The following is a 20,052-nucleotide window of genomic DNA, read 5'->3' on the forward strand; positions in this document are numbered from 1 at the left end:
ATGGCGCACGCAACCGAAGCTCCGACGCGCCGCGCGCAGGACGTTTTCTCCTGCGTCGAGCGCACCATGGCCGAGCGCGCCATGGCCACGCGCGACAATGTCGTGCTGCTCATGGTGAGCGGCGGATCCGACAGCACCGCGCTTGCGTATCTGGCCGCCGACCTGGTGGCGGCGGGGCGTCTGGGCGGGCTTGCCATGCTGCACGTCAACCACCGCCTGCGCGGGGCCGCATCCGACGGCGATGCCGCTTTTGTTTCCATGCTGGCCGAAAGCCTGGGCATTCCGCTGTTCGTGTGCGATGTGGACGTGGCGCAGCTTGTGCGCTCGACGGGCGGCAACATGGAGGCCATCGCGCGCGCCGAGCGGTACCGCGCCGCGCGCGAGGCGCTTGAAAGCACCTGCCGTTACATGGGTTTTCCCTTCGAGGCCGGGCGAATTTTCACGGCGCATACGGCCGACGACCGCGTCGAGAACTTCTACATGCGCTCGATCGTGGGCACGGGCCCTGGCGGATTCCGCTCGATGGAGCACAGCGCGCTCATCGAAGGGTGCCGCGTATGCCGCCCCTTGCTCGAAACGGGCCGCGACGATTTGCGCGCATTCATCGAGACGCGCCCCGAGGCGGTGCGTGACGAAGCGGGCGCGCTGTGGCGCGAGGATGCCACGAACGCCGACACCGACCGTTTCCGCGCGTTCGTGCGCCACGAAATAGTCCCGCGGGCGAAGGAGCGCAATCCGCGCCTGCTTGAAACCCTGACGCGCACGATGAATCTCATCGCCGACGAAGACGACATGCTGACGGCGCAGGCGCGCGAGCTGGTGCTGCGTTGCGTCACGCCGCTCGGCCCGTCGCCCGCCGAAGGCTTTCTCGCGGCGCCCGAGCTGGCCGAAGCGCCTGCGCCTCTTGTCCGCCGCGCAATCGATCGCGTGCTCACGCTGGCGCTCGGGGCGGATGCGCGCATCGAAAGCGCGTCGATCGAGGCATGCATCGCGGGCCTGGGCGCAAGCGGATATGTGACGAATATCCAGGGCGACCTGGCCGTTTCGTACAACAAACAGGGCTTGCGCATCGAGCCCATGAGCGCGTTTCGTGCCCGCCGCAAAAAGGCGTAGCGCGCGGGGCAATCTAGTTTCTTTACGTTGAAAGCGGCGGTCCTTGCACCGCCGCGCGCGGTTTCCGTAATATCCGAAACGGAAAAGAGAACGAGGCGCGACCCGGGCTTGCTCGGGTCGCGGGCAAGCGAGGTCGGTATGGCTGATTGCGAACAGGAGGCGAGCCTGCGCGCGGGCGAGCGATGGCAGCAGATCCATCGCGCTCCGAACGTCTACGCGGTGCAGGTTCCTTTCACGAATATCTCGACGTCCGAAACGAACGTCTACGTGGTGGAAGACGAAGGCGAGGTGCTCGTGGTGGACACGGGCGCTCCGACCGACGAAGGATCCGCGGTCCTGGCACGCGCGTTCGACGAGATAGGCGTCGACCCCGCCTGCGCGTCGTTTTTCCTGACGCATCTGCATATGGACCATGCGGGCCTTGTCGACCGGCTGGTTCCGCAGGATGCGCCGCTGTATGTGAACCGCGTCGACTTCGACCTGATGCTCGACGCGAACGACCCGGTTTTCTGGAGCCGCGTCGAGCGCCGCGTGATGGCCGAAGGCGTGCCGCCCGAGCGGGCGCGCCTGTATTGCCGCGAAGGCCGCTACGGCACGGGCATCGACAGCTTCAAGGCCGAAGGCCGCAACCTGCGCTTCGTCGAAGACGGCGACGCGATCGCCGTGGGGCGCCATGTCCTGCGCGTGGTTTCCACGGCGGGGCACACGCCCGGCCACCAGTCGCTTTTCCACGAAGAATCGGGCCTGTTCTTCGTGGGCGACCATATTCTGTTCGTGATATCGCCCGGCCTCGGCTTCAGGCCCGATTCGGCCGATTCGGTGGCGGTGTATCTGGGCAACGTGGCCAAGATGTTCGATATGCCCATCAGCCGCCTGCTGGTTTCCCACGGCGATTTGCGCGACGGGTGGCGCGAACGCGCGCAATGGCTGCTCGACCACCATGCCAGGCGCCTGCAGCGCGCGGTGGATTTCGTGCGCGAGCACCCGGGCGCCATAGGGGCCGAGGTCATTCGCGGCCTCAAATGGAACGTCCCTTACGAATGGGAGGACATTTCCACCGCGCAGAAATGGTGCATCCTGGAAAGCGGCATGCTGATCTTGGAGCATCAGGTGCGCGAGGGCCTGATCATGCGCGAGTGCGACGAGCAGGGCATCTATCGCTACTACGCGGCATAGCGTCCGTTTCGAAACGGCAGAGGGCTTCGGCGCCTCTGCCGTTTTTTCATGCGCGGGCCAGGGCGGACGTCGGTCTTGGCGCGGCTGCAGAGGCGTCGGTCGTGTCGCGGCCGTATAGAGGCCGGCTTCAGGATAGAAAAAGACCCCGGAAAGCGTTGCCTTCCGGGGTCTTCGACATGCTATGCGCTGCGTGTCGCGTCGCCGATGCGGTCGCGCGCAGCAACGCATGTGCGAGGCGCGCGGCCGCGGGACGCTTCGTTAACCGAACCAGATCTGGAACTTCGGCACGTAGCCCATGATGAAGATGATGACCATCAGCACGGGGATGCAGTACTTGATCCAGAAGAAGCTCCATGCGGGGAACTTCATGCCGGAGCCTGCGTCGGCCTCGGCCTTGAAGTTCTTCCAGCCCCAGCCGTAGCGGCTCGTGCAGAACAGCACGTACAGCAGGCCGCCCAGCGGCAGGATGTTGTTCGACACGATGAAGTCTTCGAGGCCCTGGATGTCGCCGATGCCGGGAATCTGGAAGCCGCTCCACACGTTCATGCCCAGGATGCAGGGCAGCGACAAGATGACGATCGCCACGGCGTTGATGGCCACGGCCTTCTTGCGCGAGATACCCCACTGGTCCATGGCGAAGGCGATGATGTTCTCGAACACGCCGATGACGGTGGACAGCGCCGCGAAGCTCATGAAGATGAAGAACAGCGTTCCCCACAGCTGGCCGAGCCACATCTGGTTGAACACGCTGGGCAGCGTGACGAACACCAGGTTGGGGCCGGAGTCGGGGCTGACGCCGAACGAGAAGCAGGCGGGGAAGATGATCAGGCCCGCGAGCAGCGAGATCAGGGTGGACAGGCCCGCGACCGAGATGGCCTCGCCCGTCAGGCGGCGGTCACGGCCGATGTAGCTGCCGAAGATGGCCATGCCCGATGCGCCGATGGACAGCGTGAAGAACGCCTGTCCCATGGCCGCGTACACGGCGTCGCCGAAGGTGCCCATCTGTTCGGCCACGGTGTCGCCCGCGAACAGGCGCGAGAAGTCGGGCAGCAGGTAGAAGGCGATGCCTTCGCCGGAGTTGGGCAGCAGCAGGCTGTTGACGGCAAGGATGAGGATGGCCACGAACAGGCAGGCCATCATGACCTTGGTGATTCGCTCGACGCCTTTCTGCAGGCCCATGCCGCAGATGCCGAAGCCGATCAGGCAGATGAGCAGCAGCCAACCGAACATCTGCAGCGGATCGGCCTGCAGGGCGGCGAACACGCTGCCCGTGTTGTCAGGCGCCACGCCGTTAAGCTGGCCGGTGCCCATCTTGAACGCGTAGGCCACCATCCAGCCGGCCACCGTGGTGTAGAACATCATGAGGATGTAGTTGCCGGCGATGGCGAACCATTTGTACAGGTGCCATTTCGTGTCTTTAGGCTCGAGGATGTTGAAGCTTCGCGCGCAGCTTTTCTGCGACGCGCGGCCGACCGAGAATTCCATGACCAGGATGGGCAGGCCCAGGATGGCCAGGAAGAGCAGGTACAGCAGCACGAACGCGGCGCCGCCGTATTCGCCGGTGACGTAGGGGAAGCGCCAGACGTTTCCGAGGCCGATGGCGCAGCCGGCCGAGATGAGGATGAATCCGATGCGCGATGCGAATTTCTCGCGCGACGGTTGCGGTTCGCTCATGGTAGCTCGCTTTCTTCGCACGCGCCGCAGACGGGCGCGTCTCTTTCACGTGGTCGGCACATTATAGTGGAAAAGCGCCGCAGGTCGGCATGGGGAATGACGAAGCGGTAGACGGTACGGCATGCGATAGCCGCTCGTGGGCGTTCTTTGGCGAATGGCGGCCGTCCGTGCAGCTTCGGGTGCGGTTACGCTACATCGTGATAAAGTGTCGCTGAAAGCGTATGCTTATGCATCCGCATCGAAATCCGTTTTCAGCAAGGAGGCTTTCGGCATGGATAAAGCCATCATCACCGTGGTCGGCCAGGACACCGTGGGCATCATCGCTCGCGTTTGCACGTACTTGTCCGATAGCAATGTCAACGTTTTGGATATTTCCCAGACCATCATCGACGGGTTCTTCAACATGATGATGATCGTGGACGTCACCGATGCCGGCAAAGACTTCGGCGCCATGGTCGGCGACCTCGAGGCGCTCGGCGAAGAAATCGGCGTACGCATCCGCTGCCAGAAGGAAGAGATTTTCACGAAGATGCACAGGGTCTAGGAGTTCCGTCGGTTTGACGGCCGACGGAGCCGCTCGTCCGGCTGCGGAGGAGCGGGGCGGGGCATTCGACGCTCCGAGTCCTTGTCGCGTGTCGAAGTGCGCTTCCTCGGCCTTTCTCGCCGACTGCCCTCGCCGCGCCCGCCCTCGCCCGCGTTGCGGCGGCTTATGGGCTCGCCTGTCTCGTCATGCTTCGGCGACTCGAGCGATTGCGGGTGTTTGGAATGTTCCCATCGAATGAAAGGCATGGTTCATGCTGAATATCATGGAGGTCCATGAGACCAATCAGATGATCGAGCAGGAAAAGCTCGACGTGCGCACCATCACCATGGGCATCAGCCTGCTCGACTGCGCGTGCGACGATGTGGACGAGCTATGCGACAATATATATAAGAAGATCGTCTCGTACGCCAAAGACCTCGTTCCCACGGGGCAGGCGATCGAGCGCGAATACGGCATTCCCATCGTGAACAAGCGCATTTCCGTGACGCCTATCGCGCTGGTAGGCGCCCGCGCATGCAAGACCACGGACGATTTCGTCAAAGTGATACACGCGCTCGATAGGGCGGCGGCCGAGGTGGGCGTGAACTTCCTGGGCGGATATTCGGCCCTCGTGAGCAAATCGATGACGCCGGCCGAAGAGCTGCTTATCCGCTCGATTCCTCAGGCGCTCGCCGAAACCGAGCGCGTCTGCGCCAGCGTGAACGTCGGCTCCACGAAAACGGGCATCAACATGGATGCCGTGAAGCTGATGGGCGAAGTGGTGCGCCAGACTGCCGAGGCCACGGCCGATAACGACAGCCTCGGCTGCGCGAAGCTCGTGGTGTTCTGCAACGCCCCCGACGACAACCCGTTCATGGCCGGCGCCTTCCACGGCGTCACCGAGGGCGATGCCGTGGTCAACGTGGGCGTTTCCGGCCCCGGCGTGGTGAAAAGCGCGCTCGAGGCCGCGCGCGGCAAAGACTTCGAGGTGCTGTGCGAGACCATCAAGAAAACCGCGTTCAAGATCACGCGCGTCGGCCAGCTGGTGGCTCAGGAAGCAAGCCGCAGGCTGGGCGTGCCGTTCGGCATCATCGACCTGTCGCTTGCCCCGACGCCCGCGGTGGGCGATTCGGTGGGCGAGATTCTCGAGGAAATCGGCCTGGAACAGGTGGGCGCGCCCGGCACCACGGCGGCGCTCGCCATGCTCAACGACCAGGTGAAGAAGGGCGGCGTCATGGCGTCGAGCTATGTCGGCGGCCTGTCGGGCGCGTTCATTCCCGTGTCCGAGGATAAGAATATGATCGACGCGGCGGCCAACGGTTGCCTGACCATCGAGAAGCTCGAGGCCATGACCTGCGTCTGCAGCGTGGGCCTGGATATGATCGCCATTCCCGGCGACACCACGGCTTCCACCATTGCGGGCATCATCGCCGACGAGGCGGCGATCGGCATGGTGAACCAGAAGACCACGGCCGTGCGCGTGATCCCCGTGATCGGCAAGGGCGTCGGCGAAACGGCCGAGTTCGGCGGCCTGCTGGGATACGCCCCCATCATGCCAGTGAACACGAAGAGCTGCGAGGCGTTCGTCAGCCGCGGCGGCCGCATTCCCGCGCCGATCCATTCGTTCAAGAATTAAGCCGTTCGGCGCATCGGCGCCGCGCGCGGTTTCAAACGCCGTCGGGCCAGCGGGCTCGGCGGCGTTTTTTCGTTGCAGGGCGAAGCCGCGGGGAAGAGGTCGAGGCGCGCTTGTGCCGTTCTTCGCGTTTTGCCCGCCCGGCCGCGCGGGCGCCCTTTCGCGCCGGCCTATAATCGTGGACATTGTCCGACGCCCTCGCACGGAGGCGGCGCTTGCGGGCCCGTCGCGCGGGCCGCGTTTCGGTCGGACCGGTCAAAGCAAGGAGACGAACGTGTCGTATGTTGAAATAACCAGTCTGGACGATCCTCGGCTCGATGCCTATGCGCGCCTGACCGAGGCCCAGCTGCGCAATAAGCTCGAGCCCGAGAAGGGCATCTTCATCGCCGAGAGCATCAAGGTGATCGATCGCGCGCTCGCGGGCGGCATGCAGCCCGTTTCGGTGCTGATGACGCCCGAATGGAAAGAGGCCGCGGCTTCGACGATCGAGGCGATCGAGCGTGCGGGCGCACAGCTTGGGCTCGATGTGCCGGTGTTCGTGGCGCCCGAGGCCGAGCTGAAGAAGCTGACCGGCTTCGCGTTGACGCGCGGCATCTTGTGCGCCATGCGCCGCCCCGCGCTGCTGAGCGTCGAGGAACTGCTGGCGGGCATCGACGAGGCCCGCGCCGCAGCGGAAAACGATGACGGCCGCCGCCGTATCGCCGTGCTGGAAGGCATCGTCGACCACACCAACGTCGGCGCCATCTTCCGCTCGGCCGCTGCGCTGGGCATCGATGCCGTGCTCGTCACGCCGACGTGCTGCGACCCGCTGTATCGCCGCGCCGTGCGCGTGTCCATGGGCACGGTGTTTCAGGTGCCGTGGACGCGCATCGGCGAAACCGTGCGCGATTGGCCCGCGGCGGGTCTGGAAACGCTGGGCAGGCTCGGCTACAAAACGGCGGCCATGGCGCTTTCGGACGATTCGGTTCCGCTGGGTGACGAAACGCTTGCCGCATGCGACAAGCTGGCGCTCGTGTTCGGCACCGAAGGCGACGGGCTGTCGCATCGCACGATCGAAGGGTGCGATTTCACGGTGCGCATCCCGATGATGCACGGCGTCGACAGCCTTAACGTGGCGGCCGCATCGGCGGTCACGTTCTGGGAGCTGTGTCGTTAGCGGCATCGGCACGCGGCGCGGTTCGCGGGGGCGAATCGGGCGGAAGGATGCTTTTTCGACGGTCCGTCGGCGTTCGAGCCGGCGGACCGTCTTGCGTTCGAGGGGCTTGGGCGGGCCGCCGCTGCGAGCGGTCGGCTTCGCCGGGCGAAAGGAGTTACGCTGCGTTTTGCCTCGTTTTGATGAATTTCAAGGCGCCGCAAATTCCAGGAAAACTTTTTCCGGTGGGGGAGAAAGTTTTAAACACAAGATGCTGTGGAATCCACCAAGTTTTCAACATTCTTTGAGTAATAAGTGTAAAACAAGGTCTTAAGTTACTTTTCGATACTTGAATATATGGAAGAAAAACCCAAGGTGACACCAGGTGTTGTTGAAAACCCCTGCGTTATCAAGGTATGTGGAAGAAACTATTAACAAGAATGTTGAAAAGTGTGTCTTGTTGAAAAAGTTATCAACAGTGAAAAAGCTTGCAGTTTTCAATAAAAAATTTAAAAAGTATTAGTAACTAAGTATTTATTTAATACTAATAAGGTCGGCACGGTAGACTGAAAGGGAGCCGCCGAACAGCGCAATGGCGTGCTCGCATACGGCGTCGTGCGGCTGCGGCGTCATTCATGTTGGATGGAATCCAAGAAGCAATAAGAAACAGGGTTACTGATAGTAACCAACATGAATGGAGGAACCGAAATGATCATCGAGTTCAAGGGAATGCGTCCCGACATCGATAAGGCGGCCTACATCGCGGAGAATGCGACCATCAGCGGCGACGTGACGCTCGGCGAGAACAGCTCCGTATGGTTCAACGCCGTCATGCGCGCCGAGGTGGCCCCCATCACCGTGGGCGCTCTGAGCAACGTGCAGGACCACGTGATGCTTCATGCCGATTACGATTGCCCCGTCACGATCGGCGACCGTGTTTCGATCGGCCACAGCGCCATCGTGCACGGCGCCACGATCGAAGACCGCGTGATCGTGGGTATGGGCGCCATCGTGATGAACGGCGCCGTCATCGGCGAAGGTTCCATCATCGCCGCGGGCGCGCTGGTGAAGGAGGGCATGGTCGTTCCGCCCTATTCGCTGGTGGCAGGCGTTCCCGGCGTGGTGAAGAAGACCTTCGAGCCCGGCCAGCGTCCGCAGGAGCACAACGACGAGGTGTACACCGACGACGCCTTCGCCTACGCCGCGGCCCCGCATTACCCGGTTCCCGTGAAATAGCGCATATCCAAGAATGTATGAGAAGAAGGCGGCCTGTAGGCCGCTTTCTTTGCGCATATGCGGACGGCGTGCGTTTTGGGGCGAGCGGTAGAGCCTTTTGAGAGGCGCGATTTATTACCTGGATGGGATGAAATCGGGACTTATAAATATATCCTCGCGAAAGCTTCTTTGCTACCATGAGAGCATGGTTTGCAGATATCGGCTGTTTGATGTTTTGCTCTGATTTAATTTGTTGAAAAAAGAAAGAACCCTTTCGGGTTCTTCGATTCCCATCTAAATGGGGCTGCTATATGCAGCGGGTGAGGCAGAGCCTTTATTTTGACTCGCAGCGTCACTCTGGGTAAGAGCAACGAGGGCATAGTATCAAATGGGAGGGAGTGCTTCAAGGTGAATCTGAGGAACGTCGGTGATTACTATATCGGACTCGATATCGGCACGAACTCCGTCGGATGGGCCGTTGTCGATGAAGACGGCGATCTGTGTAAATTCAAAGGCAAGAATACGTGGGGGAGTCGTTTGTTCGATCAGGCGAAAACCGCCGCCGACACGAGGATGTCGCGCACGCTTCGTCGTCGTTACGGCCGCCGCAAGCAGCGAATCCAGGACCTGCGCGCATTTCTCTATCCCGACATCGAAAAGGTCGATCCTGATTTCTTCTGCCGCATGGCTCAGTCGGCCCTTGTGAAGGATGATCGCGACTTTGCAAGTAAGTTCACCTTTTTCGTAGGTGACGAATACGACGATGCCGATTTCTATTCTCGCGAAGGCGGATATCCGACAATCTACCACCTCCGACATGCTCTGGTAACTTCGAGCGAGAAGGTGGATATACGCCTTGTGTACCTCGCCCTTCATCACATGATGAAGTATCGAGGCAATTTTTTGGTTGAGGGGGAGATGTCTGCGGCAGACGCCGATGCTGGTGCTGCTGTCGAGAATTTCCTTTCTGCGTTTGAGTTGTATTTCGAGGAAAAGGGAGTCGACTATCTTCGTCAGGACACCGACGCAAGCGCTTTGATACTTGCGCTAGGCGACACTTCCAAAGTGAGGGCGGTGCGTCGAGATGATTTCGCTGCGGCCCTCGGGCTGCCGAAATCGGAGGCTGCTGCAGCGAAGGAGATAGCGAAGGCGGCATTCGGTTATAAGGCGAATTTCTCAAAGATCATTCCTCTAGACGAGGCGAGCGATGCGTCGTTCGCGCTTAGTGACGAGGCAAAGTCACAGAGCTTCGAGGACGAGGTGTTGCCCGAGGAGTATGCCGACCTTTACGCTTCGCTCAAGGAGTTGCACGGTGCCTATTTGCTTTCGGGTATTTTGTCCGACGCCCAGGGCGAAACTCTTTCCGCGGCAATGGTTCGTCGTTGGGAGGATCATCGTGCCGACCTGAAGAAGCTGAAGAGTCTTGTGCGACGCTATTGCCCCAAGGACGATCAGGGGGTCAATCGAATCTACAACTTGATATTCAGGGGCGCCCGCTATGCCGATGGCACGTATAAGAAAAAGAAAGATGCGAAGGGGTATACGTCCTACATTCTAGGAAGCGTCTCCCGCGATGATTTCTATGCGGAGCTAAAGAAGCAGATTGCTCCGTTTGCGGATTCTTTCGTTGATGACGATGCTCGATTCTGGGATGAGTCCCTGCAAAAGATGGAGGACGGAACGTTCCTGCGAAAACTCAGGACCAGCGAGAACGGCGCGATCCCCCATCAGCTCCATTTGGAGGAGATGCGAGCTGTTATCGATAATCAAAAAGCGTATTATCCTACCCTCGCCGAACACGGGGAAGAGATTTGCCAGCTACTCGCGTTTCGTCTGCCTTATTATGTGGGCCCCTTGGGTAAGGAAAGCAATCCGAATCGCAAGAAGCCGTTCGGGTGGGCCGTCCGCAAGCCGGGAAAAGAGTCCGAGCCCGTGCGCCCTTGGAACTTCGATGACGTCATCGATAGGGACGCGTGTGCGGAGGCGTTCATTACGAATTTGACTGGTGAGTGCAGCTACTACCTCGGTAAGAAGGTCATTCCTAAAAACTCTCTTCTGTACAGCGAATTTTGCGTTCGTCAGGAACTTAACGTATGCAAACATGATGCCGACGGCGAGCGGTTTGTCCGCATGGATGTCGAAACGGTGCAGGCGATCTACGATGATGTATTCAAGAAGAAAACTCGCGTGAAGGTCGCGGATGTCGAGGAGTACCTGAAGAGCCGTTTCGGGTCTCACTATAAGATCAAGGGCACTCAGCGTGAAACGGAGTTTGCGTCTTCGTTGCGCTCGTATGTCGATTTCGCTTGCATTCTTGAGCGCCCCATTGAAACGTTTGAGGACTACGAGATGGTTGAAAACCTTATCTTGTGGGTTACGGTGTTCGAGGACAAGGACATACTCAAGCGGCGCGTCAACACGACGTATGGCCCTGTCGAGTGCGGTGGAAACGGTGCTCTTTCGCGTGCTCAGGTGAAGCGTATTTGTAAGCTGCGTTATACGGGCTGGTCCAATTTGTCCCGGGAATTCCTCGAGGAGTTGAGGGTTGATTATCAGGGTCGCAGCACCTGCATTATGGACGTGCTGCGCGATAGCGATCGATCGACCCCCATGAACCTGATGGAGATTCTTGCCGACGAAAGGTTCGGTTTCAAACCGCTTCTCGATGCAAGGAACCAGGAGTTTTTGCACAATAGGTCAAATGACTTGCTGGATGACATTCCTGGGTCTCCCGCAATTAAACGCGGCATCAATCAGAGCCTGAAAATCGTCGATGAAATCGTTTCGATCGTCGGTCATGCGCCTGCGAAGATTTGCGTAGAGATGGCTCGCGAGGAAGTGGGCAAGACAAAGGGCAAGCGCACTACGACTCGTTATAAGCAAATAGAAAACCTGTATGCCGCCATTACGAAAGACATGGCTCTATACGAGGGGCAGAAGGACCTCAAGAGCGAACTGTCTAGGCATAAAGACGGATTGGATAGCAAGCGTCTCTATCTGTATTTTCTCCAACGTGGAAAGTGTGCATATAGCGGCGAGCCGCTGGATATAGCGAACTTGTCCCTTTATCACATCGACCACATTGTGCCTCAATCGGTCGTGAAGGACGATTCCATCGACAACATGGTGCTGGTGAAGCAGTCCGAAAACGAACGCAAGCTTGACGAGTATCCGCTGCCTGCCGCCATGCGCAGCCGTTGTTTCGCTCGATGGGCCAGTTGGCATGATGCGAAGCTGATGAGTGATAAAAAATTCAATGCTCTGACGACCGACAGGGTGACCGATCGCCAGGCGAAGGGATTCATCAACAGGCAGCTTGTTGAAACGCGTCAGATTTCGAAGCACGTCGTTACATTGTTGCAATCGATTTATCCCGACTCGACGATCGAAACGGTCAAGGCGGAGCTTTCCCATAATCTTCGAGTGCAGTATGGGTTCTATAAGGTGCGTGCCGTGAACGATTGGCATCATGCTCATGATGCCTACTTGGCATGTCAGCTCAGCAGATTCGTGGCGACTCGTTTTCCCCGCATTTCCGAAGACTTCGACTATGGAACGTTCTCTCGGTTTGCCGTTGCGACGAAAAAGGCTACGAAGAGCCATGCCGGTTTGATCGTGAATAGCTTCGGCATCAATGGATTCGACCCCGAAACGGGCGAAGTGTTTCGAGATTCGTGGCATGGAGAATACGAGGTGGAGCGAATAAGGAAGTGCCTGAATTACAAAGACTGCTTCGTTTCGCGCAAGGTTGAAAAACTGACGGGTTCGTTCTGGAACCAGACGGTGTATTCGCCTCGTGGCAAGAGCGACAAGGCTATTCCTTTGAAGGCGAATCTTCCTGTGGACAGGTATGGGCACTACGAGAGTGTTAGCTATGCATTTTACAGCGTTGTTGAGCATGCAGAGGTAGTGCGTGGCAAGAAGAAGCGCAAGGTGTCCATGGTTGGCATTCCCGTGAATGTGTCATACGGAATCAAGGACGAAGATGACTTGAGGGAGTATGTCGATTCTCGCTACGAGGAAGCCCGTATTTTGCGTTCATGCGTGATGAAGTATCAGAAGATTGAATGGGGCGGTGTCGAATATTACCTGACATCGCCGTCCGAGATGATTAATGCGCGCCAGTTGTGGCTTCCCAGGAAGTACATGAAGCTGCTCTGCGATTTTGAATCGAAGAGGGAGGTGGCCGAACGACCCGAAGAGCTAGCTGCGGGGGCGGACGAACTGTTTAGACATTTGTGTGCTGTTGTCGGAGATTACTATCCGAGGTATGGAAAGATTGCTGAGAAGCTTTTTGCGGCTAAGGTGTCGGTGGCTTATTGCGGTAAAAGTCTCCCAGAGAAGGTCGTTTCAATTAACGAGCTCCTTTCGATGCTGCATTGCGATGCTGGTATAGGCTTGAAATCTCTGAATTTAGCGGGGGCGTCGGGACGAATGAACGGCATCAGCTTCGGAGGGGCGATTTCCGATATCACTTTCGTCGACTCTTCGGTAACGGGAATGTTCGAGAGGCGTTCTCAGGTTGAGCTATAGGACCGTCTACATCACCAACCGTTGTCGCTGTTCGTACAAGAACGGCTACATGGTTGTGCGTCAAGATGATCAGACGATGATTCATTTGTCCGAGATTGCCATGGTTGTTGTGGAGAGTACTGCGGCGTATGTCAGTTCGTATTTGATGGCCGAATTGGCTCAGGCGCGTATCCCGGTGGTGTTTTGCGATATCAAGCACGATCCCATAGGGCAGTACTCTCCTATATACGGCGCTCATGATTCCACGAAGCGTATTCGCGAGCAGATTGCATGGGATAGCGCCGTCGGTGATGAACTTTGGCGTCGCATCGTTGTGTCGAAAATCAGCAATCAGGCTCGTGTGCTCGAGTTGCTTGAGCTCGAGCAGGCTCGCATGCTCAGGGACTATGCGATGAGCGTCGAGCCAGGCGATGTGACGAATAGGGAAGGGCACGCTGCGAAGGTGTACTTCAATGCGTTGTTTGGAATGGGATTTAGCCGAGATGAGAACAACGCCATTAATGCACAGCTCAATTACGGCTATGCGATTCTGCTTGCCTGGCTGAACAGAGAGATAACTTCAAGGGGTTATTTAACGCAGCTGGGCATACATCATTGCAATGAGTACAACCATTTCAATCTGTCGTGCGATTTCATGGAACCCTTTAGGCCCGTGGTCGATTTGTACGTGGCGAATCATCCAGGTGAATCGCTCGACACAAGGACGAAGTCGGATATTCTTGAGTTGTTTTCGGACTTCTACCAGCTGCCACAGGGAACTTATCGCCTCTCATCCATTTTGTCTTTGTTCACAAAAACGAATCTTGCCATCTTGGGCGGCCGTGCCGATATCGATGCCTATATGGAGTTCTCTCTTGCCTAGGAATAGATTTATGCGTCTCATCGTCTTCTTCGATCTGCCAGTTGATACGGCTCTTCAGCGGAAGAGCTACAGAGTGTTCAGGAAGTTTCTCATCAAGGATGGGTACCTGATGATGCAGGAGAGCGTGTACTCGAAAATGGTGCTTGATGGGGCGGCTGCGGAGTCCGCCATAACAAGATTGCGAAAGAATAGGCCTTCGCAGGGCTTGGTCCAGGTGCTGAAAGTGACTGAAAAGCAGTTTTCTTCGATTGTGGATATTGTTGGCCATCATGGCGACGAGGGCGTCATCGACAACTCGGATAGGGTGGTGGTGCTATGAAGCTCGTATTCGAGAAATTCGACTCCGCATTGCCCCTTCGGCGAGATGCGGTAAACGTTTTAAGAATCGAAGACCGATCGCTTTATGCGCGATGTGCGCTCTCGCTTGCTCAGGGATTTTCCGCAGATTCTCTTGAGCCGGCTTTTTTCTTCGACGATAACGGTCGCGAGGTAAAGGCGTCGAAGGTGTTATATTTTGCGGGCGATGTTCTTGCAATTGATTTGAATGATAGGCGGATCGTTGCGGCTGCGATGAAGAAGGTTCTCGCTCGGGTAGTTTCTGAGGGAGACTGCGTCGGGCTTATGGAAGAAATGAATTGCCGCATTGAAGAGGTGTTCGAGGGGCAATTCGAGCAGATGAATGCCGACTATTATTTTTCGGAATCATGGGATGCCGCGAAATATATCAAAATGGCAGGGTTTGCAATTGATGACGCAGGCGATCGGACCGTTTTCGATAGGCTAACGCACTTCATCAGGATATGTGCCGACCTTTTTCCTGAGAGTGTTATCGCTTTCGTGAATGCCCCAGTGTATCTCACCGACGAGCAATACAATGAGTTCTGTGGATTGGTCGTCGCTCAGCAATTGTGCGTTTTGTCGTACGAGCAGGGCGGCGGTAATAAGTTCGGGAACCTTGAAAATGGATTGCATATTGACGCAGACTATATTGAAGAATAGTCGATTTACCCAGAATACCGTCCCTTGCAGCAGGGAATTTGCCCGATTTGAGGTTTTGGTGCAGCGTCATTCTGGGTAACAGCACAACTGAGTTCGTGACGAACAAACCAGAGGGTTGGTTTTGGTGCAGCGTCATTCTGGGTAACAGCACAACAAAAACGGAATCATAGCGGCCGTTCCGGTGTTTTGGTGCAGCGTCATTCTGGGTAACAGCACAACTATCCACCTCCCGCCGCGTCGGAAAAGCCGTTTTGGTGCAGCGTCATTCTGGGTAACAGCACAACAAAGCGGTTGGCTCGAACCCCGACTTCGCTGTTTTGGTGCAGCGTCATTCTGGGTAACAGCACAACCGAGGCCTACGACTGCGACGGGATCCCGTGTTTTGGTGCAGCGTCATTCTGGGTAACAGCACAACCTTCGAAGCGGGGGTCACCGTGTTCAACAAGTTTTGGTGCAGCGTCATTCTGGGTAACAGCACAACCGTGCGCCGTCGCTGCATCGCCGAAGAGTAGTTTTGGTGCAGCGTCATTCTGGGTAACAGCACAACGGCGGGGGCGGCGCGGCTGCGCAAGACCCGTTTTGGTGCAGCGTCATTCTGGGTAACAGCACAACCTCGGGATACGTCAACGCGACCGACCGCGAGTTTTGGTGCAGCGTCATTCTGGGTAACAGCACAACTATCCGGACGAAAACGCGCCGAAGCCCGCGTTTTGGTGCAGCGTCATTCTGGGTAACAGCACAACCATAATCAATGAGTCTTGACAGGCTTTTAGGTTTTGGTGCAGCGTCATTCTGGGTAACAGCACAACGCGGATCTCGTACATTTCAACGGTCTGTTTGTTTTGGTGCAGCGTCATTCTGGGTAACAGCACAACGGCTTAACGGCCGTTACCTCGCATCCCTTGTTTTGGTGCAGCGTCATTCTGGGTAACAGCACAACCATCGTCGCCGATAACGCTCTTGATGATCTGTTTTGGTGCAGCGTCATTCTGGGTAACAGCACAACCGGCGAGGCTGCGAACCTCGGCCATGCCGTTTTGGTGCAGCGTCATTCTGGGTAACGAAGGAAGGGGCGGCCTATAGGCCGCCCCTTCCTTCGCTGGGAACCGTTTGATGTAGTACGAAACCAGCTGGCCATCAGTCGAAGTACTCGTAGCGCCAACGGCTGCGCGGCGACGGCTTTTCCTCGCCGTTTCTTTTCAGCAGGCTTTCTTCGCGTCTACGCTTGCGTCGCATCATCGCGGTGAACTTGCCGTGGGCGCCGTGGTTGGCCGCGACCATCCACTTGTGCCTGTCGCCGCCGAGGCGCCAGGGCCTGTCTTTGCGCGTTCTCGACATAGCGGCTCCTTTCTCGTTTCCACGTTTCCGCCGCTGCGGTCTTTCGTCTGTTTGCGTCAGACGGCGCGTCAGCGCGAAACGTGCTCTTTCAAGAACTCGATGGGGTGCGTGTCGGCCACGCGATAGATCGCGGCCGCCAAAAGCGGCATGATCAGCATGGTGAGCGCGCCAGCCGAAACGAACACCGAGGCCGTGTCGGCATCCATGGCTCCCGCGCCCACGGCCACCGACGTCACGGCCACGATCAGCGGCAGCGCGGTGGTGCAATAAACCGCCACCGTGGCATGCGCCCGTCCGCCCATGGCCGTCACCTCGGAATCTTTGTCGCGGCGCATGGAAAGAAAGATCGGCACGGTGCGGATCAGCACCAGCATGACGATGAACCCGATGAGCAGCAGCGGGTCGTCCAGCACGGCGAACAGGTCGATCTTGGCGCCCGACACCACGAAGAACAGCGGGATGAAGAACCCGTAGCCGATCGCGTTGAGCTTCTTTTCAAGCTCGTGGTCGCCTTCGGGAATGAGGTAGCGCAGGATGAAGCCTGCGGCGAACGCGCCCAACACGATATCCAGATGGAACAGGGCCGATACGGCCACCAGCGCGATCAGCAGCATCAGCGTGGTGCGCACGAACGTCTGCGAGGTGGTGTCGCGCCCCGCGAAGAAGATGTCGCGGATGGGGCCTTCCTTGCGCGAAGACTGATGGCCGAACATGGCCGTGAGCACGGCGATGGCCACGAACAGGAACAGGATGGCGATGGTCACCCAGGTGGAGCGGGTGGACAAAAGCAGCGCCATGGCCACGATCGGCCCCAGTTCGCCCCACGTGCCGTAGGCGAGCACCGATTCGCCCAGGCGCGTGTTCAGCTGCCCGCGCTCTTTGAGGATGGGCATGAGCGCGCCGATCGCCGTGGTGGTGAGCGCGATCGTGACGGCCAGGCCGTCCAGGCCGCGCGCCGAGACGCTCGTGAAGCAGTGCACGGCGGCGAAGGCGAGCATCAGCGTGACGAGCCACGTGGCAAGGCCGCGCTTTCCTTCGCGCCCCATGACGGTCTTGGGGTCTATTTCGTAGCCTGCCAGCAAAAACAGCATGGCGCAGCCCAGGTCGGACAGAAGCATCACGCTTTCGTCGGTCCAAATCACATTGAGCATCGCCGGCCCCAGCACGGCGCCGCCCGCCAAAAGGAGCACCGTTTCGGGAATGGGTTTGCGCGGGATGAGGTTCGCTATGATGGGCGCCGCCGCCGCGACGAGCGCAATGACGGCGAGCGACACGAAATCGTGGGTCATGGCCTTCCGTTCGATGATGCCGGTAGAACGCATCAAGGGTAGCACAGGGGCGCCGGCGCCTGCGTTTCCGGCAACGTTTCGATGCCTTCGCCGCTCGCCGCGCCGCCGCCGCGCGCGTCTGTCATAATGGCGGCGATCCCTATTCCGAAGACCGTCACAGGAGGAACGCGCCATGCAGCAACGCCGCCCCGTCCATCGCATCATGTTCGTCTGCCACGGCAACATCTGCCGCTCCACCATGGCCGAATTCGTCATGAAGGACCTGGTGAAAAAGGCGGGCCGTGAGGCCGATTTCGTCATCGCCTCGTCGGCGACGAGCACCGAGGAAATAGGCAACGATACCTATCCCGGCACCAAGCGCGTCCTGGCCGACCACGGCGTGTCCTTCGCGCCGCGCGCCGCCGTGCAGCTGCGTGCGGCCGACTACGACGCCTACGACCTGTTCGTGGGCATGGATGCGGCCAATATCCGCAACATGCGCCGCATGCTGAAGGGCGACCCGCAAGACAAGGTGCGCAAGCTGCTTGAATTTCCCGAAGGGGCCGATGCCGACACGGCGACCGACGTGGCCGACCCCTGGTATACGGGCGATTTCGAAACCACCTACGACGACGTGCTGCGCGGCTGCGAAGCGCTGCTGGCCTGGCTGCGCTAAGGGCGGGGCACGCGGGCGTCGCGCGCGCCGGCCGTGGACGTTTCCTATTCGTTTCCAAACCGGCCTTCAACACTGCGCTTGCGCCCTAGCACTCTCAATAAAAGAGTGCTAATCTTGGTTGCTGTTCGACGAAGTGCGAACGGCGCGTCAAACGCCTTCGCGCGACTCACACAACGCGGGCCCGCACCAAGGGCCGCGTGCAGAGAGAGGACTGGCTCATGCCTAAGGAAATCGCTTTCAACGCCGATGCCCGAAGCGGCCTTGCCGCAGGTGTTCATAAACTCGCCGACGCCGTGAAAGTGACGCTCGGCCCCAAGGGCCGCTACGTCGCCACGCAGGACGACCGTTATTGGAAGGCGCCGCAGGTCACCAACGACGGCGTGACCGTTGCCAAGGATATCGAATTCGCCAATCCCGTCGAGCAGATGGGCGCCAAGATGGTGCGCGAGGTTGCCGGCCAGACCGATAACGAAGTGGGCGACGGCACCACCACCGCCACGCTGCTCACCGACGAGCTCGTGACCATCGGCCTGCGCAGCATCGCCGCGGGCGCCGATCCGATCGCCATCCGTCGCGGCATCCAGCGCGCTTCCGCCGCCGCGATCGAGGCCGTGAAGGAAAACGCCATCGCGATCGAGACGCACGAGCAGACCGCCAACGTGGCCACCATTTCCGCGGGCGACGCCCTGATCGGCGAGAAGATCGCCGAGGCCATCGACGAGGTGGGCAAAGACGGCGTCATCATCGCCGAGAAGTCCCAGACCTTCGGCATCGAGGTCGAGGTGAAGAAGGGCCTCATGTTCGAGCGCGGCTTCCTTTCGCCCTACATGGCCGACGACATGCCCAACATGCTCGGCGAGCTCGAAGAGCCCTACGTCATGGTGACCGACCAGAAGATCCAGAACATCCAGGACATCCTTCCCGTTCTCGAAGCCGTGAAGCAGTCTGGCCATCCGCTGCTGATCGTGGCGGGCGACGTGGGAACCGAAGCTCTCAACACGCTGCTGCTCAACAGGATGCGCGGCGCTCTGAACGTCGTGGCCGTGCAGTGCCCAGGCTACATGGACAGCGATTCGCGCAAGAAGCAGAACATGGACATCGCCATCCTCACGGGCGGCCAGGTGATCACCCCCGAGCTGGGCATCGAGCTGACCGACGCCAACAAGGCCATGCTCGGCCGCGCCAAGAAGGTCAAGATCACCAAGGATTCAACGCTGATCGTGGGCGGCCTGGGCGATAAGGCGGCCATCGAAGAGCGCTGCAAGCAGATCAAGGCCGAATACGAAGGCACCACCAGCCGCGGCGAGCGTCGCGAGCTGCGCGAGCGCCTGGCCAAGATGTCCGGCGGCATCGGCGTGCTGCGCGTGGGCGCCGCCACCGAAACCGAGCTCATCTCCACGCGTCGCCGCATCGAAGACGCGATCCGCTCCGTGCAGTCCGCGCTGCGCGAGGGCGTGGTGGCAGGCGGCGGCACCGCGCTGCTGCAGGCCATTCCCGCGCTCGCCGCCCTCGAGGCCGAAGGCGACGAGCAGGTGGGCATCGATATCGTGCGCAAGGCCCTCGAGGCTCCCGTGCGCACGATCGCCGAAAACGCCGGCTACGAAGGCACCCTGGTGGTCGAGAAGTGCAAGCAGCTCGACAAGGGTTGCGGCCTGAACGCCGCCACGGGCGAATACGGCGACATGGTCGCCATGGGCGTGGCCGACCCCACCGAGGTCGTGCGTACCTCCTTGGAGTCCGCCGTTTCGCTGGCATGCCTGATCCTGGTCACCGAAGTCACCATGAACGACAAGGTCCAGGAAATCACCTGGGAAGACCTGGGCATCAAGAAATAAGGTCGTTTCGGTTTCGAAAACCGTGCCGTAGACGCCGTCTCGCAAGGGGCGGCGTCTTTTGCAAGGAGGGAATAT

General features: G+C 59.1%; 15 protein-coding genes and 1 CRISPR repeat array. Of the genes, 12 read left to right on the forward strand and 3 right to left on the reverse strand.

Annotated elements, in window-relative coordinates; all coding sequences use genetic code 11:
• Positions 1 to 1,113 (forward strand): tRNA lysidine(34) synthetase TilS, encoded by a 1,113-nt coding sequence (gene tilS, locus DMP07_RS07850; protein WP_123198595.1) that lies wholly within the window; start codon positions 1 to 3, stop codon positions 1,111 to 1,113.
• A gap of 138 nt (positions 1,114 to 1,251) precedes the next feature.
• A complete protein-coding gene (locus DMP07_RS07855) occupies positions 1,252 to 2,289 on the forward strand; it encodes an MBL fold metallo-hydrolase (RefSeq protein ID WP_123198596.1) in 1,038 nt (345 codons plus the stop codon).
• 258 nt (positions 2,290 to 2,547) lie between these two features.
• Here DMP07_RS07855 and DMP07_RS07860 read toward each other — a convergent pair whose 3' ends face one another.
• Complete coding sequence (locus tag DMP07_RS07860; protein WP_123198597.1) at positions 2,548 to 3,963, reverse strand: sodium-dependent transporter; 1,416 nt, start codon at positions 3,961 to 3,963, stop codon at positions 2,548 to 2,550.
• Between the two features lie 271 nt (positions 3,964 to 4,234).
• Here DMP07_RS07860 and DMP07_RS07865 point away from each other — a divergent pair, with 271 nt between their 5' ends.
• The 8 genes from DMP07_RS07865 to csn2 all read left to right on the forward strand — a co-directional run bounded on the left by DMP07_RS07865 (position 4,235) and on the right by csn2 (position 14,860).
• A complete protein-coding gene (locus DMP07_RS07865) occupies positions 4,235 to 4,507 on the forward strand; it encodes an ACT domain-containing protein (protein WP_123198598.1) in 273 nt (90 codons plus the stop codon).
• A gap of 250 nt (positions 4,508 to 4,757) precedes the next feature.
• Positions 4,758 to 6,122 (forward strand): PFL family protein, encoded by a 1,365-nt coding sequence (locus DMP07_RS07870; RefSeq protein ID WP_123198599.1) that lies wholly within the window; start codon positions 4,758 to 4,760, stop codon positions 6,120 to 6,122.
• A gap of 271 nt (positions 6,123 to 6,393) precedes the next feature.
• On the forward strand, positions 6,394 to 7,275 hold the full coding sequence (locus tag DMP07_RS07875) for a TrmH family RNA methyltransferase (protein WP_123198600.1): 882 nt from the start codon (positions 6,394 to 6,396) through the stop codon (positions 7,273 to 7,275).
• A gap of 684 nt (positions 7,276 to 7,959) precedes the next feature.
• Positions 7,960 to 8,487, forward strand: a complete 528-nt coding sequence (locus DMP07_RS07880; RefSeq protein ID WP_123198601.1) for a gamma carbonic anhydrase family protein — start codon at positions 7,960 to 7,962, stop codon at positions 8,485 to 8,487.
• A gap of 387 nt (positions 8,488 to 8,874) precedes the next feature.
• Entirely contained in the window at positions 8,875 to 12,999 is a 4,125-nt protein-coding gene (gene cas9 / locus DMP07_RS07885; RefSeq protein WP_148039659.1) for a type II CRISPR RNA-guided endonuclease Cas9, read from the forward strand.
• Positions 12,989 to 13,861: a type II CRISPR-associated endonuclease Cas1 gene (gene cas1, locus DMP07_RS07890; protein WP_123198603.1), complete on the forward strand. Its 873-nt coding sequence runs from the start codon at positions 12,989 to 12,991 to the stop codon at positions 13,859 to 13,861. Before cas9 ends, cas1 begins: the two co-directional genes overlap by 11 nt.
• 10 nt (positions 13,862 to 13,871) lie before the next feature.
• Positions 13,872 to 14,180, forward strand: coding sequence for a CRISPR-associated endonuclease Cas2 (gene cas2 / locus DMP07_RS07895; protein ID WP_123198604.1), 309 nt, complete (start codon positions 13,872 to 13,874; stop codon positions 14,178 to 14,180).
• Positions 14,177 to 14,860, forward strand: a complete 684-nt coding sequence (gene csn2 / locus DMP07_RS07900; RefSeq protein WP_123198605.1) for a type II-A CRISPR-associated protein Csn2 — start codon at positions 14,177 to 14,179, stop codon at positions 14,858 to 14,860. Before cas2 ends, csn2 begins: the two co-directional genes overlap by 4 nt.
• Positions 14,861 to 14,912: 52 nt before the next feature.
• Positions 14,913 to 15,930: a CRISPR direct-repeat array (repeat unit 36 nt; unit sequence GTTTTGGTGCAGCGTCATTCTGGGTAACAGCACAAC).
• A gap of 67 nt (positions 15,931 to 15,997) precedes the next feature.
• Here csn2 and DMP07_RS07905 read toward each other — a convergent pair.
• Both DMP07_RS07905 and DMP07_RS07910 read right to left on the reverse strand, forming a co-directional pair.
• On the reverse strand, positions 15,998 to 16,198 hold the full coding sequence (locus DMP07_RS07905) for a hypothetical protein (protein WP_123198606.1): 201 nt from the start codon (positions 16,196 to 16,198) through the stop codon (positions 15,998 to 16,000).
• 68 nt (positions 16,199 to 16,266) lie between these two features.
• Positions 16,267 to 17,487 (reverse strand): cation:proton antiporter, encoded by a 1,221-nt coding sequence (locus DMP07_RS07910; protein WP_123198637.1) that lies wholly within the window; start codon positions 17,485 to 17,487, stop codon positions 16,267 to 16,269.
• Between the two features lie 172 nt (positions 17,488 to 17,659).
• Between DMP07_RS07910 and DMP07_RS07915 the strand changes: the two genes are divergently transcribed.
• Positions 17,660 to 18,142, forward strand: a complete 483-nt coding sequence (locus DMP07_RS07915; protein WP_123198607.1) for a low molecular weight protein-tyrosine-phosphatase — start codon at positions 17,660 to 17,662, stop codon at positions 18,140 to 18,142.
• 218 nt (positions 18,143 to 18,360) lie between these two features.
• Positions 18,361 to 19,977 carry a chaperonin GroEL gene (gene groL / locus DMP07_RS07920; protein ID WP_123198608.1) on the forward strand — a complete coding sequence of 539 codons (1,617 nt, stop codon included), beginning with the start codon at positions 18,361 to 18,363 and terminating at the stop codon, positions 19,975 to 19,977.
• Positions 19,978 to 20,052: the final 75 nt, after the last annotated feature.

It is taken from the genome of Slackia faecicanis (assembly GCF_003725295.1).
Taxonomy (GTDB): Bacteria; Actinomycetota; Coriobacteriia; order Coriobacteriales; family Eggerthellaceae; genus Slackia; species Slackia faecicanis.

What these genes read in the sequence shown, in the direction of transcription:
- csn2 (WP_123198605.1), top strand. Translation starts at nt 14,177, where the DNA reads ATGAAGCTCGTATTCGAGAAATTCGACTCCGCATTGCCCCTTCGGCGA.
- DMP07_RS07915 (WP_123198607.1), top strand. Translation starts at nt 17,660, where the DNA reads ATGCAGCAACGCCGCCCCGTCCATCGCATCATGTTCGTCTGCCACGGC.
- cas2 (WP_123198604.1), top strand. Translation starts at nt 13,872, where the DNA reads ATGCGTCTCATCGTCTTCTTCGATCTGCCAGTTGATACGGCTCTTCAG.
- DMP07_RS07865 (WP_123198598.1), top strand. Translation starts at nt 4,235, where the DNA reads ATGGATAAAGCCATCATCACCGTGGTCGGCCAGGACACCGTGGGCATC.
- DMP07_RS07860 (WP_123198597.1), bottom strand. Translation starts at nt 3,963, where the DNA reads ATGAGCGAACCGCAACCGTCGCGCGAGAAATTCGCATCGCGCATCGGA.
- DMP07_RS07880 (WP_123198601.1), top strand. Translation starts at nt 7,960, where the DNA reads ATGATCATCGAGTTCAAGGGAATGCGTCCCGACATCGATAAGGCGGCC.
- DMP07_RS07910 (WP_123198637.1), bottom strand. Translation starts at nt 17,487, where the DNA reads ATGACCCACGATTTCGTGTCGCTCGCCGTCATTGCGCTCGTCGCGGCG.
- DMP07_RS07855 (WP_123198596.1), top strand. Translation starts at nt 1,252, where the DNA reads ATGGCTGATTGCGAACAGGAGGCGAGCCTGCGCGCGGGCGAGCGATGG.
- groL (WP_123198608.1), top strand. Translation starts at nt 18,361, where the DNA reads ATGCCTAAGGAAATCGCTTTCAACGCCGATGCCCGAAGCGGCCTTGCC.
- tilS (WP_123198595.1), top strand. Translation starts at nt 1, where the DNA reads ATGGCGCACGCAACCGAAGCTCCGACGCGCCGCGCGCAGGACGTTTTC.
- DMP07_RS07870 (WP_123198599.1), top strand. Translation starts at nt 4,758, where the DNA reads ATGCTGAATATCATGGAGGTCCATGAGACCAATCAGATGATCGAGCAG.
- DMP07_RS07905 (WP_123198606.1), bottom strand. Translation starts at nt 16,198, where the DNA reads ATGTCGAGAACGCGCAAAGACAGGCCCTGGCGCCTCGGCGGCGACAGG.